Genomic DNA, 20,519 nt, shown 5'->3' with positions numbered 1-20,519 from the left:
AGCCCGGTGGCGCTACCACACTGAACAGTCCCCTCGCCCCTTTGGGGAGAGGGTTAGGGTGAGGGGCGCTACTGCGCCGCCTGTTTAGCAGGTGCAACATCATCGTTTGCCGCAGACTGATTCTCCGGTACGCTGTCGCACGGCTTCTCTTTCGGGCAGACCATGTCCAGCATCCTGAGCGTCACACCGTTACTCCAGCCGAAACCGTCCTGCAACGGATACTCACCGCCGCCACCGCCGGTACCGGTCGAAGAGACATCGTACTTCTCAACCAGTTTCTTCTCGCGATCGTAGGTATGCTGAACGTTTTTCAGGAAACGCCAGGTCACGTCCATCGCCACTTTCTGCTGACCATAGTTCTGCAACCCTTCCACCGCTACCCACTGCAACGGCGCCCAGCCGTTCGGCGCATCCCACTGCTGCCCGCTGTTGATGGTGGTGGTAGAAATACCGCCCGGTTTCAGCAGGCGCGACGATGCGGCTGCGGCCACTTTATTGGCGCGATCCTGTGATGCGGCCTTCACATACAGCGGGAAGAGGGCCGCGGCAGTCAGCTGATTACGCACCTTCCTGGTTTTCAGATCGTAATCCGCATACCAGCCCTCTTTATCGTTCCACAGGTGGCTCTCCATGGCTTTCTGACGTGCGGAGGCCAGCGCGTCATATTTACTTGCGCTTGCGGTATCCCCGTCTTCCTGGCTGGCACGGGCCAGCAGTTTTTCCATCTTAAACATCAGCGCATTCAGATCCACCGGCACGATGCTGGTGGTGCGGATGGTACCCAGCTTCTGGGGATCGTCCATCCAGCGGGAGCTGAAATCCCAGCCCGAGGCCGCGGCAGAGCGCAGATCACGGTAAATCTCGGTGGCCGGACGGTTAGGGTTATTTTTGGCGGTGGTCACGTCATCCAGCCACGACTCAGGGCGTGGCGTGTCCAGATCGTCCCAGTAGCGGTTGAGGAGGGAGCCGTCATCCAGCTTCACTACGCGTTTGTTTGCCTGACCAGGCTGGAGCCCATCAGCCCCCTCCATCCAGTAGGCATACTCCTTCTCCATCTGCGGACGGTATTTCTTCAACGCGTCGCTGTCATGCGTGGCCAACAGTTCCACCATCAAAGAAAAGAACGGCGGCTGAGAGCGGCTCAGGTAGTAACTGCGGTTACCGTTAGGGATATGGCCCCAGGTATCAAGCTCGTATGCGAAGTTGTCCACCATGTCGCCGATCTTATCCCAGTGGCCGCTCTCGGCCAGCCCCAGCATGGTGAAATAGCTGTCCCAGTAATAGACTTCGCGGAATCGTCCTCCCGGCACGACATAGGGTTTTGGCAGAGGCAGGAGGGAGTCCCATTTGTTCGCTTTGTCGGTGGTGCGGGTCAGCACAGGCCACAGATCGTCTATGTGTTCGCGCAGGCTCTGGCCCTCAGGGGGAACATATTTCTCACCCTCCTTCGGCAGGATAAAGTTCATCTCCACGAAGTGACGCAGGTCAAAACCGGACTGGGTATGCTGCATCCGGTAATCCGCCAGGATCATCAGCGGGTCGCTTTTGGGAACGGCATCCGCGAAGGTTTTCTGATCCGGGAACAGTTTGGCGCTCTGAACGTCATTAAAGAGGGGGCCAAGAAGAATATCAGGTGAGCTTTGCTGGCTCGTTGGCTGGTCTTCAGCATAACCAAATGCGGTAACACCGAGTAGTGCGCCTGCCAACGCAAGGGGTAAAAAAGCGGGGCGTCGTGCGCGAGGTCTTATCATCGGTTCGTCTCCTGTCTTCGCTGAGCAGCGTGACCGCTGTTGTCAATTACCTGAAAACCTTAGACGAATATCGATAACTTCGCGTGTTGAATGTCCCATTTTTCGCATAACCAGAAAATTCGGGTGCGCTTTCACTACACCAGGGTTGGATTACTTAATTTTTAACCACACCACGGAAAGGCCGGGTAAGCTTCACGCCACCCGGCTTAAGCCCTACAACCCTTTTTTATCCATCAGCACCGCCAAATCCACCAGACGGTTTGAGAAGCCCCACTCGTTGTCATACCACGACAGGATCTTCACCATACTCCCGCCAATCACCAGCGTTGAAAGCCCGTCGATAATGGATGAGCGCGGGTCGCCCTGATAATCACTGGAGACAAGCGGTTCATCGCTGTAGCCCAGGATGCCTTTCAGCGGCCCGCTACCGGCAGCCTGACGGAACGCGTCATTCACCTCTTCGGCGGTCACGTTGCGGCTCAGCGTCACCGTCAGATCGACAATCGACACCACTGGCACCGGCACGCGCAGGGAATACCCGGTGAGTTTACCGTCCAGTTCGGGGATCACTTTCCCGAGCGCTTTTGCCGCGCCGCTGGAATAAGGCACAATCGATAATGCTGCCGCACGCGCGCCGCGCAGATCTTTTTCCGGCTGGTCATGCAGCGCCTGGCTGTTGGTGTAGGCATGCGTGGTGTTCATCAGCCCGTGTTCAATGCCAAACTGCTGGTGCAGCACCTGCGCCGCTGGCGCCAGACCGTTAGTGGTGCAACTCCCGTTGCTGACCACAAAATGCTGGGCCGGATCGTACAGCGTGTGGTTCACGCCCATTACCACCGTCAGATCATCATTTTTAGCCGGGGCGGAAATAATGACGCGTTTTGCGCCGCCGCTCGTGATATGCACCGCCGCTTTATCACGTTCGGTGAAGAAACCGGTGGCTTCGATTACCACCTCAACGTCAGCGTCTTTCCACGGAATGTTTGCCGGGTCGCGTTCACTGAATACGGTGATGCGTTGCCCGTCAACCTGTAGCGCGCCGTCCGCCGCTTCCACAGGTACCGGTAGCGTGCCAAGCAGAGAGTCATATTTCAGCAGATGGGCGAGGGTTTTACTGTCCGTCAGATCGTTAATGGCCACAATCTGGAGATCCGGATTGCCCAACGCCGCGCGCAGGACATTACGTCCGATACGGCCGAAACCGTTAATACCGACCTTAACCATGATGCACTCCTTATCTGTGTTGTCTGGAGTTACTGTAGGTGTCAGGTCGGTTGGCGTAAATGACAAAAAAGGATCAGATTACGCCATTCTGCGGCAGTGGAAACGCTGGCGATATTCGCCCGGCGTGAGATGAAGCTGCTTTTCAAAAACGCGGCGCAGGTTGATGCTGGTCCCAAACCCGCTTTTTTCGGCAATGACCTCAAGCGGATACGGGGTCTGCTCCAGAAGCTGTCGTGCGGCGGCCAGGCGGGCTTCGGTGACATAACGGGCCGGAGGTACACCGACGTCACGCGTGAACACGCGGGTGAAATTGCGCGGACTCATGGCGACCCGTTCGGCCAGCCTTTCGACGCACAAATCTGCGGTGAGGTTTTGCAGGATCCAGCTTTGCAGTTCGCTAACCGGTCCGGTCGCGCCGGACTGCTCCAGATTATAGCGGCTGAACTGTAGTTGGCCGCCAGGCCGGCGCAGGTACATCACCATATCCTGCGCCACGTTGCGGGCGAGGGTGAAGCCGTAATCATCCTCCACCAGCGCCAGCGTCAGATCAAACCCGGAACTGACGCCGCCGGATGTCCAGACGGGACCATCCTGAACATAGAGCGGGCCGCCCTCAACGTTGACCGCAGGATAGCGGGTTTTCAACGTTTCCAGAAGCCGCCAGTGGGTCGTTGCCCGGCGCCCATCGAGAAGTCCGGCCTGTGCCAGCAGCAGGGCCCCGCCGCAGACAGAGGCGACGCGTCGCGCATGCGGCGCGGCCAGGTGCAGCCAGTCCACCACCGCAGTGCTTTCCTGCTCATTCATGCCACGGCCGGTGATGATAATCGTGTCCAGCGGCTCGCGCGGATCCAGCTCCGGCAGGCGATAGTCCGCCAGCAGATTTAAGCCGGACTGGCCATGGATCACCAGGTGAGGCTGGGTAGTGGCAATAATGATGCGGTAGCGGGGCTGCGCCAGACCGTCCGGGTGCAGACGGTTGGCCTGCATCAGAATGTCGGCTATACCGGCGGCTTCAAACAACATGCCACCATCAGGAACGATTATCAGGATCTTCTTCATGTCATGAAAAGTACCTTTCTTACAATATAAGTCAAGTGGAGGACGTTGACCGTTACCGAGCACGGTTCTGGTCAACCCCGATGCCTGCAACGGCACATATTTTGATACCCACTTAACCTGTTTTTACCGCTCGGCCTGTAAGCTATGGTGCGGGAAAGCAAAGAACTCATAACAAATTTTCATCATGTTTGTAATAAATCGTCGGAGTGGTGGAAAGCAAGCAATAGTGTAGTGACGGTAAAATGCCAAATGAAGTTCGCCTGTCGAAAGCAGCGTCTTTATTAATTACCTGGAAAGGGTGGGTTATATTTTGAGCAATGCCTTGGCGAGTAAGATTGTAGTCAGGCTTAATTATTTGTACGGCCCAGACGAGAGAAAATTATCTTAAGAAGGGGGAGAGCATAAAGTTAATTTGCGGCGTGAAATTAATTTTTTCACCCTTACTGTGTTTTCTTAATTTGATGGGACATCGTCCTGAGTATTGACGATTTGCTATCGATACAACAAATAATTCGTGTGAGATATATTCATATGCAACTGAAAAATTCTCTGTTCTACTAATTATGGTAGTGGCAGGAATAGTGGTATTACGTTAGTGAGAATGGTTCTCTTTTGGGTTTTTTTGTCTTTAAATCAGCTAATTGCGTGATTTCTCTATTTTTCAGATTAATCTCAGAGTGAGGCGAATGCCTCATGAATCAGCAGTAGCGAAAAAGGAAATATTGAAAAGGTGATAAGCTCATGTAAACTTGTTTACCGTTTGTCAAAATATGTCAGGATTACGCTGGGCCTTATTCTCGAAGGCTCGTGCGGTAGCTATGCCCAAATAATAGTAACGCCCCGGAAAAACCTGACTATTTTAACAATAGCACCTAAGTCAAATTTTATCCCCTCTCTTCATCCTCTAAATATCGCTACGGAAAAGCATATGAAACTGCGTGTATTGTTATCACTTCTGTTTGTTATGGCGGTGGCGGGCTGTAAGGCGCCGCAAAAACCAGCGATCACCGATGATACGATTGTGACCAGCCAGGTTAATGGCATCACGCTGACGCACCGTCACGCTGTTACCCCTCCGGCGGAGTTCACTCAGGTGAATGAACCGTATCGTGCTATGTACCCGGCATCCCTGATGAGCCGTCCTGACTACGGTGGAAAAGTGATCCGTACGCTTGAGACCGGAAAAACTTACGTCGTGCTTGGGCAGGTTGAACATTTCTGGATGGCGCTGGCCGATGATGGGAGTGAACAGCTGATTGGTTACGTGCCGATGCGTGCCGTGATCAAGGCCGACCAGTACGAAGCCACCGTGCGTAAACAGGCACTGCGCCCTAAAGCGCGCAAGAAAACCACCTGTGTTGATGTCGATGGCAACAGCAAAGCCTGCAAAGACAGCGCGAACGGTACCTGGATCCTGAACTAAACGGGTTTCACGAGCATATTTTTATGAATAATAAAAATTTCCATCGGATGTGGTTCCCTTTTTTTGCGTTGATTCTCGCGCTGATCGGTGGTTGTACGTCGTCTTCACACAGCGACCCCTCCCGCTACAATCTTCAGTTTCAGGCTCATCCTCAAATCAATGATTCTGCACCGCTTAAGGTCAGAGTATTGCTGCTGAAATCCGATGCGGATTTCATGTCCAGCGACTTCTACTCCTTACAGAACAACGCGTCAGCCACGCTTGGCGCGAATCTGCTGAACAGCGATGTGTTCTTCCTGATGCCGGGCCAGCTTTCGAAAACCCTGAGCGGCCAAAGCTCACCGGAAGCGCGCTATATCGGCGTAATGGCGGAATACCAGGCACTGGACGGCAAAAAATGGCGCGTCTCACTTCCTTTGCCTGTTCCCGGCGAAAACGCGATTTACCAGTTCTGGAAATGGTCCGCAGATGAACTCCAGGCCAGCGTCTTCCTTGACGTAAATGGTATCCGGGTCATCAGTCAGTAACGCCCTTCATAACAGGAAAGAGATCATCATGACGAAAGCAGAAAAGGTCGTCTGGACCGAGGGCATGTTCCTGCGTCCCCACCATTTTCAGCGGACAGAAAGTTACCTCCTCAACCACGTTCGTGAGTGGGGGGCCTTGCAGCGTTCGTATCTCTGGGGCTTTCTCGACCTTGAGCTGGATGAAGCGATGCTTCGCCAGGGCTGTATTGCCCTGAGCTACTGTAGCGGTTTGCTGCCTGACGGCACCTTTTTCCAGGTGCGCAGCGACCGCAACGGTCCGGCCCCGCTAAAAATCCCCGATAATCTTACCAATGAAAAGGTGGTGCTTGCGCTGCCGGTTCGTCGCGGTGGACGTGAAGAGGTGATTTTCAGCGAGGAGCACTCTTCTCTGGCGCGTTTTATTACGTTTGAACAAGAGGTAGAAGACGACAACGCCATGTCGGTCGGGGAAGCGACGGTTCAGTTTGGCCGCCTGCGTCTGACCCTGATGCTGGAGAAAGATCTGACGGCAGAATGGACCGCCATCGGCGTGGCGTGCGTCGCTGAAAAGCGCAACGACAACCACGTGCGGCTGGATAACAGCTACATCCCGCCAATGCTGAACGCCAATAACAGCCCGCAGGTGTACGGCATGATCAATGACCTGCACGGCTTGCTGGTGCAGCGTAGCCAGCAGATCGGCGGCCGCCTGCGCCAGCCGGGGCGTTTCAATACGTCCGAGATGGTTGAGTTCACGCTTCTTTCGCTGATCAACCGCCACCTTGGCGACATCTCACATTTAAAAACGCTGCCGCTGCTTCACCCTGAAGCGCTCTGGCGAAGCTGGCTGCCGTTTGCCACGGAACTCGCCACCTGGACGCCGCAGCGTACCGCAGAGAGCGTACTGCCGGTATACGACCATGACGATCTTGCCCTTTGCTTCGGCAAACTGATGCTGATGCTGCGTCAGGGGCTGTCGCTGGTCATGGAAGATCATGCCATCCAGCTGCCGCTGCACGAACGCTCTCACGGTCTTAACATCGCCACCGTGCCGGAGACCAGCATGGTCCGCGAATTTGGCTTCGTGCTGGCGGTAAAAGCCAATGTCCCCGGCGAACACCTGCAAACCCATTTCCCTGCCCAGATGAAGGTTGCGCCAGTCTCGAAAATTCGCGATCTGGTTCAGCTCCAGCTGCCGGGCATCATGCTTCGGGCAATGCCCGTCGCGCCGCCGCAGATCCCGTGGCATGCAGGCTACAGCTATTTCGAGCTCGAGAGGGGCAGCGAACTGTGGCACGAGATGGACAAGTCTGGGGCATTCGCGCTGCATCTCGCAGGGGAATTCCCGGGTCTCGATATGGAGTTCTGGGCCATCCGTAGCCCGACAGAATAATAAAGCGAGCGCTTAATATGCAGGAACGACAGGATACCGGCAGTGATGCCGTGTTTACCGGAGCCAGTGGGAACAATCAGCTGGTGGCGGCCGCCAATCCGCTGCTCAATGCGATTCCGCAAATCCGTCATTCGGTTTCCCACGACGATCAGGTCGGGCTGCGCCAGCGCCTGATTGACGAAATTCGCCGTTTCGAGGTGCGATGCCAGCAGGCGGGCTTACCGTATGAAGTGATTGTCGGCGCGCGCTACTGCCTCTGCACGGCGCTGGACGAAGCCGCCGCTCTGACCCCCTGGGGAAGCAGCGGCGTCTGGTCAAGCAATGGTCTGCTGGTGACGTTTCATAACGAAACCTGGGGTGGCGAGAAGTTTTTCCAGCTGCTGGCACGTCTGTCTCAGAATCCGCGCGAACACATTCTGCTGCTGGAGATGATCAACTACTGTTTGCTGCTCGGCTTTGAAGGCCGCTACCGCGTGCTGGACAATGGCCGGACCCAGCTTGAAACCATCAAACAGCGCCTGTGGCAGATGATCCGTGGCGTTCGCGGCAGCTACCCGCCGCCGCTCTCGCCGCACCCGGAAGATCGCCCCGTTCTGCGCAAGCTCTGGCGGCCGATGATTCCACTCTGGGCGTGCGTGGCGCTGGTCGGCTTTATCGCCTGCCTGTTCTATATCGTGCTGAACTGGCGTCTCGGTGATAACACCAGCCCGGTGCTGGCGAAAATTTACCAGTCCCAACTGCCGGAAACCACGATCCAGCAACCTGCGCGCCAGCTGCCGGCGGTACTGAACCTGCGCGGCTTCCTGAAACCGGAAATTGATGCCGGTCTGGTGGCCGTTAAGGATGAGGCGGATCGCAGCGTGGTGATCCTGAAAGGGGACGGACTCTTTGCCTCGGCCTCAACGGTGGTGCGCGATCGCTATGAGCCGGTCATCGACCGCATCGCCCAGGCGATGAATAACGTCAGCGGCAAAATTCTGGTGGTGGGGTACAGCGACAACGTGCCGATCCGCAGCGCACGCTTCGCCTCTAACTATGAACTCTCGCTTGAGCGCGCCCGTTCGGTGCAAAAACAGCTCCAGGGTAGCCTCACGCAGCCTGAGCGCGTCAAAGCCGAAGGGCGGGGCGAGATCAACCCGGTAGCGCCTAACACGACGCCTGAAAATCGCGCCCGTAACCGCCGCGTGGAGATTACGCTGCTGGTATCGCCTGACAATACCCAGGCCGAGCTGAACGGATTGCCGCAAGGAAACTAAGGATGCTGACTACTCTACTTTCTATACTGACCAATCGCATTCTGTGGAGCTTCCTGGGCGTAACGGCGCTCGCGGCGGTCATCTGGATGATTGGCCCGCTGTTGTCCATCGTGGACACCCGGCCCCTTGAATCAGAGCAGAACCGCGTCATCAGCATTGCGGTGGTCTACCTGATTTGGGCCCAGAGCCACATTCTGCCGCGGCTGTATAACGCCTGGCTGAACCGTAAGCTGATGGACAAGCTTAACGAAAATACCACCAGCCCGGAGGCGGCCGATCCGCAGAAACGTCTGAACAGCGAGGAGCAGATCCTTGCCGGGCGTTTCGATGAAGCCGCCCAGATGCTGAAAAAAGCCCACTTCAGCAAAGCGGGACATGGCGCGCAGTGGACGCAGCGCTTCAGCACGCAGTACCTCTATCAGCTGCCGTGGTACGTCATTATTGGCGCGCCGGGTTCAGGTAAAACCACCGCGCTGGCCAACTCCGGGCTGCAATTCCCGCTGGCGGACCGCTTCGGTAAAACCGCGCTGCGCGGCATTGGCGGCACGCGCAACTGTGACTGGTGGTTTACCAACGAGGCGGTTCTGCTGGATACCGCGGGGCGCTACACCACTCAGGAGAGCGAGCAGGTTCAGGACGCCGGGGAGTGGCTGGAATTTATCAACCTGCTGCGTAAATACCGCCGTCGCCAGCCCATCAACGGCGTGATTATCACCATCAGCATTTCCGACCTGCTTTCGCAGTCCGCTGAGGCCTCCCGCCAGCAGGCGGTCAACCTGCGCCAGCGTCTCTCCGAGCTGCATGAACAGCTGGGTATTCGCTTCCCGGTGTATGTGATGGTGACCAAAGCGGATCTGCTTAAAGGCTTCCGCGCCTGGTTTGCGGATTACGACAAAGCCCAGCGCGATCAGATCTGGGGCTTTACGCTGCCGTGGGAGCAGACCAAACACGCCGATTACGACCTGATGGGCAACTTCCAGCAGGAATTTTCACTGCTGCAACAGCGTCTGGATGCTGGCCTGCCGGAAACCATGCTTAAAGAGCATGACGCCAAAACCCGTGCGGAAGCCTATCTCTTCCCGCAGGAGTTCGCCGCGCTGCGTCCGCTGCTGGCAGACTACCTGAGCACGGTCTTTGCCCGCTCAAACTTCGAAACCGAATTTTCGCCGCGCGGCATCTACTTTGCCAGCGGCACCCAGGAAGGGATGCCGTTTGACCGCGTGATGGGCGAGCTGAACCGCGCGCTCTCCTTACCTGAAGGGGAGGAAAGCACGCGCTGGGATTCGGTAAGCAAAGAGGCGCCGATCCCGGGCGCGAAGGGCCAAAGCTTCTTCATTAAAAATCTGCTGCAAAACGTGATTTTCCAGGAAGCGGGCATCGCCGGGGAAAACCGCTGGTGGGAGCTGCGCAACCGCGCCGTGATGTGGTCCGGCTACGCGGCGCTGCTGGCCCTGCTGGTGATCCTGGGTGGTCTGTGGCTGACCAGCTACGCCAAAAATAAAGCTTATCTGGAAGAGGTAGATGCAAAAGTGCCGATGCTGGAGCAGCAGAGCAAGGCGCTGCAAAACCAGCCCCAGCGCGATCTGTTTGCGCTTCTGCCGCTGCTTAACAGCCTGGTGGATCTGCCGAAAAGCGATGCCTTCGACGTTAACAACCCGCCGGTTTCCCGCCGCATGGGGCTTTATCGCGGGGATGACGTCAGCGATGCCTCGCAGTCTCTGTATCAGAAGGCGCTGGATCAGATGCTGCTGCCTGCCGTGGCGATGCACATTACCACCTGGCTGCGCAACGACAACGGCAGCGACGTGGAGTACAGCTATGAGGCGCTGAAAGCCTATCAGATGCTCTACCAGCCTAAGCATTATGACGGTAAATTCCTGCACTCGTGGGTGATGCTCAACCTGCAACGCAACCTGCCGCAGAACGTGACGCAGGCGCAGCTTCAGGAGCTGGAATGGCACCTGACGCAGCTGCTGGAGCCAAAAATTCAGGCTTCACCGTATGCGCAGGATGAGGATCTGGTGGCCCGCGAGAGGGCGCTGATCAGCCAGCAGCCGCTCTCAACACGCGTATATGGGCGCCTGAAACGTCTGCTGGAGCATGATGAGAACCTGAAGCCGGTTTCGCTTTCTGATCTCGGCGGCCCGCAGAGCGAGCTGGTGTTTTCGCGTAAAAGCGGCAAGCCGGTGAGTGAGGGCGTACCGGGCCTCTATACGCCGGACGGCTACTGGAAAAGCTTCAACGACCAGATCGACAGCGTGACCACCGCCCTGCACGAGGACGATGCCTGGGTACTGGGAGCGACCACTGCCCAGGAAGATAAACAGCAGATCGACAACGCCGTGCGTCAGCTCTACATGCGCGACTTTATCGTTAACTGGGATCGCTTTCTCGCTGATATTCAGCTCAACAACAGCGCCGATCTTTCCCAGCGTATCAACACCGCGCGCCTGCTTTCAGGCACCAATTCGCCGCTGCGCCGTCTGGTACTTAACCTGAGCAAGGTGCTGACCCTGTCGCGCACTGCGCCTGCGCCGGAAGATGCGCAGAAAGCGGAAGACCAAAGCAACCGCGCCACCCGCACGCTGGAAGCACTGTTCAGCAACGGTGACAATGCCCCGACGCAGGGCGCGGTTGTGACGCAGGCGCCTGAGCAACTGGTGACCGACCACTATGCGCCGATGATTGAGCTGGCGCAGCCGCTGGAGAAGGGCGGCAAGACCATCGTCTTTGATGATTTTCTTAAGCAGGTTGACGAGCTTTATCGCTACCTGACCGCCGTTCAGGATGCAGCCAACAGCGGTATGCCTGCGCCGGGCGGCGATGCAATCAGCCGCCTGCAAGCCAGCGCGGGACGTCTGCCGGGCGGGCTGCAAACCATGTTCAGCAATATGGCCGTCGGCGCCAGCAGCGACACTCAGCGTCGCGATCTGGAGAACGTGCGTAAGCGCATTAACGTGGAAGTGGGTGGGTTCTGCCGTCAGGCGATTGCCGGGCGTTATCCGCTGGTGCGCAGCGCCAGCACTGAGGTGACGCCGGACGATCTCGCCCGCATGTTCGCGCCGGGCACCGGACTGATGGACACCTTTTTCCGCGACAACCTGACCAACAAGGTGGACACCACCCAGGCGAACTGGCGCTTTATGCCGGGCATCGACGGTAAAACGCTGCCGGGCAGTGAAGGGCTGCTGCGTCCGTTCCAGCAGGCGCAGTCTGTCCGCGATGCCTTCTTCGCAAACGGCGCGACCACGCCATCCTTCAAGGTGACGGTGCGCACCGTGCGTATGGACAATACCATTCTGAACCTGACGCTGGACGTGGACGGCCAACTGCTGCGCTACAGCCACGGTCCGCAGGCGGTGCAGATCATGACCTGGCCGGGGCCGGGCGGGACGAACCAGGTGCGTATGCAGCTCGGTCTGGCCAATGGCAGCACCGCAACGCTGGTGACTAACGGTTCCTGGGCGCTGAACCGCTTTTTCGACAAGGCGCGCACCAGCCCTGGCGCGGGTAGCCTGAGCCGTCAGGCCACCTTCAACGTCGACGGACATCAGGTCACGCTGGAGTTTGCCCCGAACAGCATCCGTAACCCGTTCCAGCTTCCCCGTTTCTCATGCCCATAACCGCAAGGACAGCCGTATGACGAATACCCCTGCGATGAACCGTTATAGCTGGTATGGCAAATTACCCAGCGCCGGAGATTTTTTGCAGCGTCGCTTTCCGGATACCCTGCAACGCCAGTGGTCGCACTGGTTTCAGGTCGGCCTGCTGGCCTGGCAACAGGAAGAGCAGCGCAGCGGTGAGCGCCCGTTTTCTAAAGCCCCGGTGTGGAACTTTGTCGTCCCGCCGATGCTTGGTAGCCAGATGATTCAGATGGGCTGCCTGCTACCGGGCCGTGACAGCGTAGGCCGTCACTATCCGGTATGCCTGCAACTGAGCTTCACCCCGGCCGAGTGGTCATCCCGTCTGCTCGGGCAGGCTGAAAGCTGGTACCAGCAGCTTGGCCGTCTGGGGCTGCACGCGGTGCGTAACAGCTATTCTGCCTCCCAGCTGGATGAAATGCTGATGACTATCCCGGCGCCCCAGCCGGTTGAGCCGCAAAAGCGTTCCGACATTCTCGACGTGATTGGCTATGACGACGAGGGTCAGAGCACGCTGGGCTGGCCGCAGGCGGCGGAGTGTTTTGATCCGCTGCGCCAGACCAGCTACTGGTGGACAAACCGCTGCGACGGCTATCCGCTTTACACCCACGTCCACAGCGGAAACTTCACCGGGCAGCTCTTTACGCTGCTGTTCGATCCGGCAGGCGGCGCCCGTCCGGGCCGCCACGGTCTTTACCCGCCTATGTTTGAATAAGCAGGGATCTTATGAATATCGATGAATTTCTCGCGCCGATAAGCCCCGATAACCCCTGCGGTGAAAACCTGGAGTACGACGCTGATTTCCAGGCCATGGGGCAGGCCAGTCAGGGCAAAGCCGAGCAGCAGTTTGGCGACACCATCATTCCGGCAGAGCCTGCCGACTGGAACACGGTGGAAAAACTCGCCACCAGCCTACTGGGACGCACCAAAGATCTTCGCGTCATGCTGGCGTTAACCCATGCCTGGACGCGTCGTCGCGGGCTGGCAGGTTACGCCGACGGGCTACTGCTGGTGCAGGAAGCCCTGTCCCGTTACTGGGAGCAACTTTACCCGCTGCTGGAAGAGTATGGCGAAACCGATCCGTTCTACCGCATCAACGCCCTCGCCGGGCTGAGTGATAAATCTGACCTGACGGTCGCGGTGCGTAACGCCTCACTGCTCCGCTCTAACGGCGATGAGATTTCGCTCCGTGACGCCCAGGCGCTGCTTGACGGCAGTAAAACAGAGTGTCCGGATTATCCGGGCGGTCGTCCACGATTAATAGATGAGCTGGCTCGGGGCGATCAGCCAGGCACCGAAGCGGTAATCGTGATCAACGAACGCCTGCTCGCCATCCGCGAACTGCTTACCGGCTATCTCGGGGAAAGTGGCGTACCGGAGATGGAACAGCTGCTGAAAACCGTCGGGCTGGTTTCCAGCGCCTGTCAGGTGACCGATATCAGCAAGCTGCTGCCGAACCGTGACGCGCAGGCTGAGCAGCACGCCGAGCCGCAGCCAGTGGCCGCGTCGCCCGTTCAGCAGGTGACGGACTGGCGCAGCGTGCAGGTGACCAGCCGCGCCGACGCGCAGCTGATGCTGGAAAAAGCGAAACAGTATTTTGCGCAGTACGAACCCAGCCACCCCGCACCGCTGATGATTGAACGGGTGCAGCGGCTGTCTGAACTCAACTTTATGGACATTATTCGCGACCTGGCGCCAGACGGCGTTAACCAACTGGAAAACATCTTTGGACGCCGCGAATGACGCGTCCTGGCATTATGACGACAGGCATGGAGTCTGCCGTTTCACCTTCACCGCGCATCTTTGATGGAGAACATCATGGCAATGAGTAACAGTGGACAGAAATTCATCGCACGCAACCGTGCTCCCCGCGTGCAGATCGAATACGACGTAGAGATCTACGGCGCAGAACGCAAAATTCAGCTGCCGTTTGTGATGGGCGTTATGGCCGATCTGGTTGGCAAGCCGGTGGAAAACCTGCCAGCCGTCGACGAGCGTAAGTTCCTTGAAATCGACATCGACAACTTCGACGAACGCATGAAGGCGCTGAAGCCGCGCGTGGCGTTCCAGGTGGATAACACCCTGACCGGCGAAGGTAAGCTCAACGTCGATCTGACCTTTGACAGCATGGACGACTTCCTGCCGGACGCGGTGGCCCGCAAGGTTGAGCCGCTGAACAAGCTGCTGGAAGCGCGCACCCAGCTCTCCAACCTGCTGACCTACATGGACGGCAAAAACGGCGCGGAAGAGCTGATTGCAAAAATCCTTCAGGATCCGACGCTGCTCAAATCCCTGAGCCAGATGCCAAAAAATGACGAAAGTGCAAAAGGTAGCGAGGAATAATCGATGAGCAACCAGACTCAACAACACGATCAGCAGGCGGGCCAGGCCTTCAGCCAGGACGAGTTCAGCGCGCTGCTGAATAAAGAGTTCCGCCCGAAAACCGATCAGGCGCGCTCTGCCGTAGAAAGCGCGGTAAAAACCCTGGCGCAGCAGGCGCTGGAAAACACCGTGACCTTCTCAAACGATACCTACCGCACCATTCAGAACCTGATTGCCGGTATTGACGAGCAGCTTTCACAGCAGGTGAACCAGATCATTCACCACGAGGAGTTCCAGAAGCTGGAGAGCGCCTGGCGCGGGCTGAGCTATCTGGTGAACAACACCGAAACCGACGAGATGCTGAAGATCCGCTTTATGAGCATCTCCAAGCAGGAGCTGGGCCGCACCCTGAAGCGCTACAAGGGCGTGGGCTGGGACCAGAGCCCGATCTTCAAGAAAATCTACGAGCAGGAGTACGGCCAGTTCGGTGGCGAGCCGTTTGGCTGCATCGTAGGCGACTACTACTTCGACCACAGCCCGCAGGACGTTGAGCTGCTGGGCGAGATGGCGCGCATCGGCTCTGCGGCCCACTGTCCGTTCATTACCGGCACCGCGCCGGGCGTGATGCAGATGGAGTCCTGGCAGGAGCTGGCTAACCCGCGCGACCTGACAAAAATCTTTCAGAACACCGAATACGCCGCCTGGCGTTCACTGCGTGAATCGGAAGATGCCCGTTATCTGGGCCTGGTCATGCCGCGCTTCCTGTCGCGTCTGCCGTACGGCATTCGCACCAATCCGGTCGACAGCTTTGACTTTGAAGAGCAGACCGACGGCGCGAACCACAACAGCTACTCCTGGGCGAACGCGGCTTACGCGATGGCCGCCAACATCAACCGTTCCTTCAAAGAGTACGGCTGGTGCACCTCGATTCGCGGCGTGGAGTCCGGCGGGGCGGTGGAAAACCTGCCGTGCCACACCTTCCCGAGCGATGACGGCGGCGTGGACATGAAATGCCCGACCGAGATCGCCATCAGCGATCGTCGTGAAGCCGAGCTGGCGAAAAACGGCTTTATGCCGCTGGTTCACCGCAAAAACTCCGACTTCGCCGCCTTCATCGGCGCGCAGTCCCTGCAAAAACCGGCCGAGTATCACGACCCGGATGCCACCGCTAACGCGCGTCTGGCCTCCCGTCTGCCTTACCTGTTCGCCTGCTGTCGTTTTGCTCACTACCTGAAGTGCATCGTGCGCGACAAAATCGGCTCCTTCCGCGAGCGCGAAGAGATGGAACGCTGGCTGAACGACTGGGTGATGAACTACGTGGACGGCGACCCGGCTAACTCCTCCCAGGAAACTAAGTCCCGCAAACCGCTGGCGGCTGCGGAAGTGCAGGTGCAGGAAATTGAAGACAACCCGGGCTACTACGCCGCGAAGTTCTTCCTGCGTCCACACTACCAGCTGGAAGGCCTGACCGTTTCCCTGCGTCTGGTATCTAAACTGCCGTCGCTGAAGACGAAGGACGCGTAATGATGATTGCCGGCCCGAAGGGGCCGGCAATTTGAGCGGAAGAGCTTAGCTTGTTTCTGTCAGTGAATAAGGATAGACGGTGAAACATATACTTTTGATCGCGACCAGTTTCCTGGCAGTTTCTACTCTCGCAGGCGCGGAGGCAGGAAATTACAAATACCCTCAAGCGGAAGCATTGCCTCAGGATGACACATCAAACTTCCAACGCGATCCGACGCTGTTAACAGGGTACGATTTAAATCTGAGTGCAGAGCGTTTTGCTAAAGCCTGGCTGTCGAAAACGAATGAACGTGAACGCATTAAGGCAAATATGTATCTTCTCGGCGTAGTCGACGCGTCTGAGGGCACTGCATGGTGCAAGGGCAGGCCTTTTTTGCCAAATACAATACATGAGTTTCTCTATTCTCGTTTTGCGGACTTATCGAAACAGCAAGGCGAGGAACGCGCTTCAAAAATCATCATTGGCGGCATGAAAGAATTACGCCCGTGCAAAAAAGGAGAGTGACAAATGAGACCATTATACGAACAACTTAAACGTCAGCATTACTCTTCAAATCACACACGCGCGGGTTTTGCCTCGGGTGAACAGGTTTTTTCAGAAATTGGCTACGATTATTCGACGATTATCAAGCAACAACCGGCATACGAAAATACCTGTGCGGTAAGAATGAGCCTGGCATTGTTAAAATGCAATGTTGAATTTACAGGGCGTTTACCCATAAAGACCGGTCCCTATAAGGGAAAAACAATCGAGCCTGGAGCAAAATTACTTGCCGATCAGCTTTATAAATCCCATGTGTTTGGCAAGGCAGAAATCTTTAAAGACCGCGAGGCTGGTGCACGCTCAATGTTGGGCCGAAAAGGTGTTGTTTTCTTCAATAAAATTGATGGGTATGGCGGTGGTCATATCGACCTTATCGAGCCTCTGAGTAATAATTCGTTTATATGTAACTCCGATTGCTTTCCGTACTGTCAGGAAATCTGGTTTTGGGAATTAAAATAATTACATTCAGGTGTTTAAAGACCGTATTTCTTTTGCTCACTTGCTTATCTTTTTCTGCTCGCGGCGACAACCCTTACGTTGATTTTTATCAGCAGCAAACATACCGGCAGGTGGTTAAAGATTTTGTCCTGGCGCGCTGCCTTGCGCAGGTAGCAGATAAAGGCAGTCAATTTTCTGCTGATGCGGCCCGCAGTGCGAGTGCATTTATTGAATGGATACCGTTTGATGCTGAAAACGGTACTGACAAAGTTAACGCCATTATTGGGAAGTATAAAAACCAAATTAATGGTTTCCACTCGGAGCGCAAACCTGATGTAAAAGGCGTAACCTTAAATTGTCTACGTCTTTATCATAGCGACGAACTGAATAAACTGGTTCCGCAGCTCATCATTGGCGATCCTGATCGTACCTGGATTCAGGATAATCCGCAGTAGTAAAAGACTTCACATTCTTTCCGTTCATTCAGGGGGAATGTAAGACTGTCAAATGACACGGGTCGTTTGATATGAGGCAGAGGTAAAATATGGACGGTTTTATTCAGCCCCATGCTTTCCTGTTTGCCATATAAGGGCTTTTTCGAAAGCAATATTGTTCATCCACGAAGAGTAGATATTATGGCTATTGATATGTTTCTGAAGGTCGAGGGTGTTACGGGCGAATCTAAAGATTCTAACCACACCGGCTGGACTGACATTACCTCCTTCTCCTGGGGCGCGTCCCAGCCGGGTAATATGAGCGTTGGTGGCGGCGGCGGTGCCGGTAAAGTTAACTTTAACGATCTGCACGTTAACGCTCTGATCGACAAATCCACTACAGCAATCCTGAAACACTGCGCAAGCGGTAAACACCTGACCAAAGTTGAACTGTCCGTCTGCAAAGCGGGTGGTCAGCAGGTTGAATACACCCGCATCACCCTGGAAGACGTTCTCGTGACTTCTGTTCAGTACACCGGTGCAGACAACGGCGATACCGTTGGCGTGACCTATGCATTCCAGGCTGCGAAAGTGAAACAGCAGTACTGGGAGCAGACCACTGCCGGTGGTAAAGGTGCTGAAAGCAGCGCTGGCTGGAACATTAAAGAAAACAAAGAAGCATAACAGGAGTGGGCCCGAAAGGGCTCACTTTATCCTGTGCTTTTTAAAAGGGAAAATACTTATGCGTCCTGCTTTTGGTGCCGCCTGGAACAGATTCAGAGAAGTTAATGTCAATGTCGAGACGGTGGGTAAATTATTGGGTGGAAAAGTCCAGCACAATATCGAAGCCGGAATTTTTCAAAATGCATGCCCCATTCGTATGAGCTACGTTTTAAATTATTGTGGCGTTCCAATTCCCGCCAACAGTAGATATGCGACGGTTACGGGGAGTGATAAAAAACGTTACATGTATCGCGTAAAGGATATGATTGCTTTTCTGCCAACCGTACTGGGTAATGCAGATCTGACGGTGACGTCTCCAACACCAGGCCAATTTGCAGGTAAGCAAGGCATTATCATCTTTACCGGTCATGGCTGGAGCGATGCCACTGGACATGTCACGCTCTGGAATGGGAATATTTGCTCCGATGATTGCCATTTTCTGGGTTCTCCCGGTAATGGTTCGTTTATTCCTGGCAGCGCTACGCTCTGGAGCCTGAAATGAAACATTTACTCGCTTTCGTGCTGGCGTTGAATACCTCATATACCTTCGCCCAAACTCTGCCGAACGTTAATACCTTTTCTCAGCAACAGATTTTTGAAAACTGGGTGCAAAATCGCTGTATCGGAAAGATTGCGGATAGTACGACACTGAAAAATGATGCAAAGGCAAGCGCCGCAGCATGGCTGGAAGCCAGTAACCTGCCTGCCGAGAATTTCGAAAAGGCCGACGAGGTTATTAACACCTTACTGAAACAGAAGCTAGGTGGTACAGCACCGGTAAACTATGAGGTTTTAAAGTGCAGCCTAATTTCCCATAGCGATGTGATTCGCCAACTCAGTGTGCAAAAATAAATCTTCTGCAGAAGCTAAAAAATTAAAAAGAATACAAGGAGTTTCCATGGCAAGTCCGTCAAACGTTGCTCCAGGTTACTGTGTTGTTCAGCAACCCGGCACTCTGGATTTTCAGGCAAGACAGCTATTTGGCAATGTGCGCAATGAAAAATCCGAATATTTTATGCAATTGAATAAAGACACTGCGTGGCTCAAGCCTGGACAAATATTAATTGTCGCTGATCCACGTAGCGATAATTAAACACAGCAGATTAATAGTTTAGCCATTGCGAAAAAGAAGGTAACCAACGCGCTTGCGACTTTGGACGTGGCCACTGCTGAATTTTTGAAAAATAATTATGATAATATAAAAGCCATAACAGGCTGGGGCGATACAATCGTCGGTGGTGTGAGTGGTGCTGGTGAGTCTTATTTTAAGCAAATAGAAAATATTTTAATTAAAATTGAAGCTACCTATCAAAATCAGTACAGAACACAAGGTGCGCTTTTCGGCCAACAGTTTTATGCTGAGCGCAATGCGCTTTTCGCACAATTGAAACCCTTGTTAAATAAAATAACTAAAAAACAGCTTAAGTTTAAAGATTATGCGGATCTTAAGAGAGCATTAGGGCTTTCCACGAAATCAATTGTCCATGAATGGAGTACTGTTGGGATTGGCGCAATCCCAGGTTACTCAACATATATTGACAGAACTGCCAAAATCACCTCTTATCTGAAAGCAGGCGGATGGGTTGCTTTAGGTTTTTCTTTTGTTAACACGTCTAACGAAGTTTATCATGCCTGCACCACTGGAAGAGAAAATGAGTGCAGCAGGGTTGCAGTGACTGAATATAGCAAATTTGGAGGCGGTGTCGCTGGTGCTGCATTAGGCTCATCCCTGGCGGCTCCCATTTGTCTTGCATTAGGTGTACCCACAGCGGGGACAGGAACACTCATCTGTGGTTTAGTGGTTGGTGCAGTCGGGGCTGCGGGTGGAACACAAATCGGTGGGTTTGCAGGAGAACAGCTCAATAACTTAATTTTTAGCGGAGAATAAAGTGATTTTTAATAATATTTACTCTGCTGTTATTATATGTCTTTTTGCTGCCTTTATAATCCTGGTTATTTCATTTTATATAGACTATCGGAAAAAACATCGCCAGGTTAACCAAATATATTCGATATTCACAAATCAACAGTTGCTCAAAAAAGAAGATTATCAAACCTGGCAAAATCTTGGATTCTGGGGGTTTGGTTTTCTCACCACAATTTTATCACGGATCTTACAGGGTAAGCGTGTGAGACTCACTGAGTGTCGTTGGCTTGAGCCACAGTCGTGCAATGAAATTTTGTCTGCCTTTGAGTTATCATGGGTTAAGTCGTACAGAAGAAAAATCATTATTGCCACTATTATATTTTTAGTGCTGTTAATTCTTTCCATCGTTAATAA

The 20,519-nt window shown here is 54.8% G+C and carries 20 protein-coding genes; 17 read left to right on the top strand and 3 right to left on the bottom strand.

What is annotated here, in order from left to right:
- Positions 1–68: 68 nt before the first annotated feature.
- The 3 genes from CKK19_RS15110 to CKK19_RS15100 all read right to left on the bottom strand — a co-directional run bounded on the left by CKK19_RS15110 (position 69) and on the right by CKK19_RS15100 (position 4,034).
- Complete coding sequence (locus tag CKK19_RS15110; protein WP_063853541.1) at positions 69–1,751, bottom strand: alpha,alpha-trehalase; 1,683 nt, start codon at positions 1,749–1,751, stop codon at positions 69–71.
- Between the two features lie 213 nt (positions 1,752–1,964).
- Positions 1,965–2,975 carry a type I glyceraldehyde-3-phosphate dehydrogenase gene (gene gap / locus CKK19_RS15105; protein ID WP_022648420.1) on the bottom strand — a complete coding sequence of 337 codons (1,011 nt, stop codon included), beginning with the start codon at positions 2,973–2,975 and terminating at the stop codon, positions 1,965–1,967.
- Between the two features lie 78 nt (positions 2,976–3,053).
- Positions 3,054–4,034, bottom strand: coding sequence for a GlxA family transcriptional regulator (locus tag CKK19_RS15100; RefSeq protein ID WP_023300337.1), 981 nt, complete (start codon positions 4,032–4,034; stop codon positions 3,054–3,056).
- A 928-nt stretch (positions 4,035–4,962) separates the two neighbouring features.
- On the opposite strand from CKK19_RS15100, the gene CKK19_RS15095 reads away from it, so the two are divergent.
- The 17 genes from CKK19_RS15095 to CKK19_RS15015 all read left to right on the top strand — a co-directional run bounded on the left by CKK19_RS15095 (position 4,963) and on the right by CKK19_RS15015 (position 20,126).
- Complete coding sequence (locus tag CKK19_RS15095; protein ID WP_023300336.1) at positions 4,963–5,457, top strand: hypothetical protein; 495 nt, start codon at positions 4,963–4,965, stop codon at positions 5,455–5,457.
- Positions 5,458–5,480: 23 nt separating this feature from the next.
- A complete protein-coding gene (gene tssJ / locus CKK19_RS15090) occupies positions 5,481–5,984 on the top strand; it encodes a type VI secretion system lipoprotein TssJ (RefSeq protein WP_022648418.1) in 504 nt (167 codons plus the stop codon).
- 28 nt (positions 5,985–6,012) lie between these two features.
- Entirely contained in the window at positions 6,013–7,356 is a 1,344-nt protein-coding gene (tssK, locus tag CKK19_RS15085) for a type VI secretion system baseplate subunit TssK (protein ID WP_063853540.1), read from the top strand.
- Positions 7,357–7,373: 17 nt separating this feature from the next.
- Positions 7,374–8,612 carry a DotU family type VI secretion system protein gene (locus tag CKK19_RS15080; protein WP_063853539.1) on the top strand — a complete coding sequence of 413 codons (1,239 nt, stop codon included), beginning with the start codon at positions 7,374–7,376 and terminating at the stop codon, positions 8,610–8,612.
- Between the two features lie 2 nt (positions 8,613–8,614).
- Complete coding sequence (gene tssM, locus CKK19_RS15075; protein WP_063853538.1) at positions 8,615–12,235, top strand: type VI secretion system membrane subunit TssM; 3,621 nt, start codon at positions 8,615–8,617, stop codon at positions 12,233–12,235.
- Positions 12,236–12,251: 16 nt separating this feature from the next.
- Positions 12,252–12,968, top strand: a complete 717-nt coding sequence (tagF, locus tag CKK19_RS15070) for a type VI secretion system-associated protein TagF (RefSeq protein ID WP_006810959.1) — start codon at positions 12,252–12,254, stop codon at positions 12,966–12,968.
- 11 nt (positions 12,969–12,979) lie between these two features.
- The gene (gene tssA, locus CKK19_RS15065; RefSeq protein ID WP_015570331.1) at positions 12,980–13,996 is read left to right on the top strand and encodes a type VI secretion system protein TssA; all 1,017 of its coding nucleotides are present in this window, start codon (positions 12,980–12,982) and stop codon (positions 13,994–13,996) included.
- A 75-nt stretch (positions 13,997–14,071) separates the two neighbouring features.
- Positions 14,072–14,596 (top strand): type VI secretion system contractile sheath small subunit, encoded by a 525-nt coding sequence (gene tssB, locus CKK19_RS15060; RefSeq protein WP_022648413.1) that lies wholly within the window; start codon positions 14,072–14,074, stop codon positions 14,594–14,596.
- 3 nt (positions 14,597–14,599) lie between these two features.
- Positions 14,600–16,099, top strand: a complete 1,500-nt coding sequence (tssC, locus tag CKK19_RS15055; RefSeq protein ID WP_006810956.1) for a type VI secretion system contractile sheath large subunit — start codon at positions 14,600–14,602, stop codon at positions 16,097–16,099.
- Positions 16,100–16,178: 79 nt separating this feature from the next.
- Positions 16,179–16,604: a Rap1a/Tai family immunity protein gene (locus CKK19_RS15050; RefSeq protein ID WP_225455177.1), complete on the top strand. Its 426-nt coding sequence runs from the start codon at positions 16,179–16,181 to the stop codon at positions 16,602–16,604.
- Positions 16,605–16,607: 3 nt separating this feature from the next.
- The gene (locus CKK19_RS15045) at positions 16,608–17,102 is read left to right on the top strand and encodes a T6SS effector amidase Tae4 family protein (protein ID WP_022648411.1); all 495 of its coding nucleotides are present in this window, start codon (positions 16,608–16,610) and stop codon (positions 17,100–17,102) included.
- A complete protein-coding gene (locus tag CKK19_RS15040) occupies positions 17,087–17,536 on the top strand; it encodes a T6SS amidase immunity protein Tai4 family protein (RefSeq protein ID WP_051979828.1) in 450 nt (149 codons plus the stop codon). Before CKK19_RS15045 ends, CKK19_RS15040 begins: the two co-directional genes overlap by 16 nt.
- Before the next feature lie 180 nt (positions 17,537–17,716).
- A complete protein-coding gene (locus CKK19_RS15035) occupies positions 17,717–18,199 on the top strand; it encodes an Hcp family type VI secretion system effector (RefSeq protein ID WP_014884229.1) in 483 nt (160 codons plus the stop codon).
- Between the two features lie 58 nt (positions 18,200–18,257).
- Positions 18,258–18,740, top strand: a complete 483-nt coding sequence (locus tag CKK19_RS15030; RefSeq protein WP_023300327.1) for a type VI secretion system amidase effector protein Tae4 — start codon at positions 18,258–18,260, stop codon at positions 18,738–18,740.
- Positions 18,737–19,090 carry a T6SS amidase immunity protein Tai4 family protein gene (locus CKK19_RS15025; RefSeq protein ID WP_063853536.1) on the top strand — a complete coding sequence of 118 codons (354 nt, stop codon included), beginning with the start codon at positions 18,737–18,739 and terminating at the stop codon, positions 19,088–19,090. The genes CKK19_RS15030 and CKK19_RS15025 overlap by 4 nt, the downstream gene beginning before the upstream one ends.
- A gap of 46 nt (positions 19,091–19,136) precedes the next feature.
- Positions 19,137–19,331, top strand: a complete 195-nt coding sequence (locus CKK19_RS15020; RefSeq protein ID WP_225455176.1) for a hypothetical protein — start codon at positions 19,137–19,139, stop codon at positions 19,329–19,331.
- 9 nt (positions 19,332–19,340) lie between these two features.
- Positions 19,341–20,126 (top strand): hypothetical protein, encoded by a 786-nt coding sequence (locus CKK19_RS15015; protein ID WP_409249382.1) that lies wholly within the window; start codon positions 19,341–19,343, stop codon positions 20,124–20,126.
- Positions 20,127–20,519: the final 393 nt, after the last annotated feature.

It is taken from the genome of Enterobacter sp. CCUG 70166 (assembly GCF_020224095.1).
GTDB classification, from domain to species: domain Bacteria; phylum Pseudomonadota; class Gammaproteobacteria; order Enterobacterales; family Enterobacteriaceae; genus Enterobacter; species Enterobacter intestinihominis.
The sequence above is the reverse complement of the archived record's forward strand: the minus strand, read 5'-3'. Positions and strand labels throughout refer to the sequence as shown.

Bases quoted from the DNA above. Each gene is read 5' to 3' on its own strand.
- tagF (WP_006810959.1), top strand. From the start codon at position 12,252: ATGACGAATACCCCTGCGATGAACCGTTATAGCTGGTATGGCAAATTA.
- CKK19_RS15110 (WP_063853541.1), bottom strand. From the start codon at position 1,751: ATGATAAGACCTCGCGCACGACGCCCCGCTTTTTTACCCCTTGCGTTG.
- tssM (WP_063853538.1), top strand. From the start codon at position 8,615: ATGCTGACTACTCTACTTTCTATACTGACCAATCGCATTCTGTGGAGC.
- tssA (WP_015570331.1), top strand. From the start codon at position 12,980: ATGAATATCGATGAATTTCTCGCGCCGATAAGCCCCGATAACCCCTGC.
- CKK19_RS15020 (WP_225455176.1), top strand. From the start codon at position 19,137: ATGGCAAGTCCGTCAAACGTTGCTCCAGGTTACTGTGTTGTTCAGCAA.
- tssB (WP_022648413.1), top strand. From the start codon at position 14,072: ATGGCAATGAGTAACAGTGGACAGAAATTCATCGCACGCAACCGTGCT.
- gap (WP_022648420.1), bottom strand. From the start codon at position 2,975: ATGGTTAAGGTCGGTATTAACGGTTTCGGCCGTATCGGACGTAATGTC.
- tssC (WP_006810956.1), top strand. From the start codon at position 14,600: ATGAGCAACCAGACTCAACAACACGATCAGCAGGCGGGCCAGGCCTTC.
- CKK19_RS15080 (WP_063853539.1), top strand. From the start codon at position 7,374: ATGCAGGAACGACAGGATACCGGCAGTGATGCCGTGTTTACCGGAGCC.
- tssK (WP_063853540.1), top strand. From the start codon at position 6,013: ATGACGAAAGCAGAAAAGGTCGTCTGGACCGAGGGCATGTTCCTGCGT.
- CKK19_RS15100 (WP_023300337.1), bottom strand. From the start codon at position 4,034: ATGAAGAAGATCCTGATAATCGTTCCTGATGGTGGCATGTTGTTTGAA.
- CKK19_RS15035 (WP_014884229.1), top strand. From the start codon at position 17,717: ATGGCTATTGATATGTTTCTGAAGGTCGAGGGTGTTACGGGCGAATCT.
- CKK19_RS15030 (WP_023300327.1), top strand. From the start codon at position 18,258: ATGCGTCCTGCTTTTGGTGCCGCCTGGAACAGATTCAGAGAAGTTAAT.
- tssJ (WP_022648418.1), top strand. From the start codon at position 5,481: ATGAATAATAAAAATTTCCATCGGATGTGGTTCCCTTTTTTTGCGTTG.
- CKK19_RS15025 (WP_063853536.1), top strand. From the start codon at position 18,737: ATGAAACATTTACTCGCTTTCGTGCTGGCGTTGAATACCTCATATACC.
- CKK19_RS15045 (WP_022648411.1), top strand. From the start codon at position 16,608: ATGAGACCATTATACGAACAACTTAAACGTCAGCATTACTCTTCAAAT.
- CKK19_RS15095 (WP_023300336.1), top strand. From the start codon at position 4,963: ATGAAACTGCGTGTATTGTTATCACTTCTGTTTGTTATGGCGGTGGCG.